This window comes from Leptolyngbya cf. ectocarpi LEGE 11479, assembly GCF_015207065.1.
Lineage (GTDB): Bacteria > Cyanobacteriota > Cyanobacteriia > Phormidesmidales > Phormidesmidaceae > Leptothoe > Leptothoe ectocarpi.
Window position 1 is genome coordinate 1 of the sequence record NZ_JADEXP010000577.1, and the last position, 2,163, is coordinate 2,163.

Annotated in this window: 2 protein-coding genes; both read left to right on the top strand. The window is 52.2% G+C overall.

What is annotated here, in order from left to right; genetic code table 11:
* Window positions 1–112: 112 nt before the first annotated feature.
* Entirely contained in the window at window positions 113–763 is a 651-nt protein-coding gene (locus tag IQ260_RS30075) for an FHA domain-containing protein (RefSeq protein WP_193996720.1), read from the top strand.
* A gap of 10 nt (window positions 764–773) precedes the next feature.
* Window positions 774–2,163 (top strand): mechanosensitive ion channel family protein (locus IQ260_RS30080; RefSeq protein WP_193996721.1); only part of this gene is annotated, 1,390 nt, incomplete at its 3' end.

Below are 2,163 nucleotides of genomic sequence, written 5' to 3' on the forward strand. Positions count from 1 at the left end.
GGAATGGGGAATGGGGTTTTTGTACCCTATAAGCTGCGGGCAAGACAAAGAACGCCGGCTGTTATTTAGAGTAAGATCGTCTTCGAACTCCGTTGTATCACTTACCATCCCCATGTCAGGCGAACCGGTCGTTGTCCAACTTAACTGGGAAGATCCGGTCACCGGAGAATCTCGGTATGCGTCTCGTCAGCTGCCAGTAGCCATTGGCCGTGAAGCGAGCAAAATGCCAGCTCGCCTAGAGCATCTACCAGTATCCCATCTGGAATTGGAGCATCAGCAGGTATCTCGATGTCATGCCATCATTTCCATGACCAACCGCCAGCTGTACATTTCAGACCAGAGCGCCAATGGCACCTTTCTCAATGGCCGACCGATTCAGCAAACGGGTCAGCTGTTTACCCCCAAAGATACGATTAGAATCGGTCCATTTAAGATGACGGCGGTGATCGTTGATCGGGCTGATACGAATTCCACGGAGCTGAATCGTGAGTATAGCCATGTGGCCAGAATGGAGGCCGATAAAGCGCCTAACGCTGTTTTGGGTTGGCTGCTGGGGGGTATTGTTTTACTCCTGGTGGGGGTGGGGCTGTGGATTGCGGCCCGGGCATTGCTCAACCAGGCGCAGCCTACCGTTGAGCCCGCTCCAGAATCATCTTTGAATCCAGCCAACATTGCGGATGCGGGAGACGATGTGAGTAGTGAGAGACTGTCCCATATGGAAATTAGCGCCCTTGAGAATTCGACTGATTCCCCAACGGCCTAGGCGCTGGCGTATGAGCCGCTGGGGTTGGCTATGTCTAACCCTGATAGTTTTGATATGGGGAGTGGTTGCCCCCCCGGCTCAGTCCCAGCTGACGCTGCTTGACGCCGACCCTACTGCGCCAGTTGTGGTCAATGGTCGCAAGGTGCTTGAGGTGAAGGGAGTCGGAAATATCACGGCTGCTGAACGCGCCCAGAGCATTAATGAACGGCTGCAAGAAGAGGTAAAACTCTCTCGACCCACCGACGTTGATGTGGTTGTCGAGAATGACGGGACTGTTTTGCGCAGTAAACATAGCGATAACATCCTGGTCACTGTTACAGAGGCCGATCTGAGAACTCCAGGCTATCCGATTACTCGTCAGGCTCAAGACTGGAAAAATATTCTAGAACCGGCTCTGCAGCGGGGGCAGGGAGAACTCAGTCCGGCCTATTTGCAGCGGGCCTTGGTTTATAGTTTGGTGGCGTTGGGGGGTGCGATCGCACTCCACATCGTCCTTCGTATTTTTAGCCGTCGCAGCTCTCGCTTTCTAAATCGATGGTTTACGCTGCCCGCGAATCCCCTCATCCCCTGGGAAAGCCCCATCAAGTTCTTCTGGCGGCTGGGTCTACTGGGCTTAAAAGTAGGACTGTGGCTGTTTACGTCTATCTATCTCACGGGTCTGTTTCCTCAGATTCGCATTTGGCGGCACACCATTTACACGCTGCTCACCATTGAAAGTATTACCCTGGGTGACCAAAAATACTCTGCTCTGAGTCTGGTGATCTTGCTCGGGCTCACCATTGGCCTATGGTTTGCCGCTCGACTGTTTGCCCAGCTCTTTCGCGTGTACATCCTGGAAAGAGCCCGAGTAGAATCTCGACTGCAGGATATTGTTGGGATTTTAGTTCAATACAGCCTGCTATTTTTAGGGCTGATTGTTCTGCTGCAAGCATTTGGCATTGACGTTAGCTCCTTGACCATTTTAGCTAGCGTGCTCGGTGTGGGAATTGGTTTTGGCGTCCAGAATATTGCCAACAACTTTATTAGCGGCTTTATCATCACCCTAGAGCGCCCAATTCAAGCAGGAGACTTTATTCAAATTGGTGACCTGGTGGGCATTGTTAAACAAGTGGGTGCCCGCAGCACTGAGATTACCACGCTTGATAAAGTCACGATCATTGTGCCCAACTCTCGCTTTTTAGAAAGTGAAGTGATCAACTGGAGCCATGGCGATCCGATCTCTCGGCTACGGGTGCCGGTGGGCGTTGCTTACGGGTCTGACATTGCTCGGGTAAAGGTGGCGTTGCTAGAAGCGGTTAAACGTCACCCTGAAGTGTTGCTACGGCCCAAGCCAGAAATTTGGTTTCAAAGCTTTGGCGATAGCTCTCTCAACTTTGAAATTATGGCGTGGACCGGCGACC

Coding starts and splice junctions, on each gene's coding strand:
- IQ260_RS30075 (WP_193996720.1), top strand. CDS start 113: ATGTCAGGCGAACCGGTCGTTGTCCAACTTAACTGGGAAGATCCGGTC.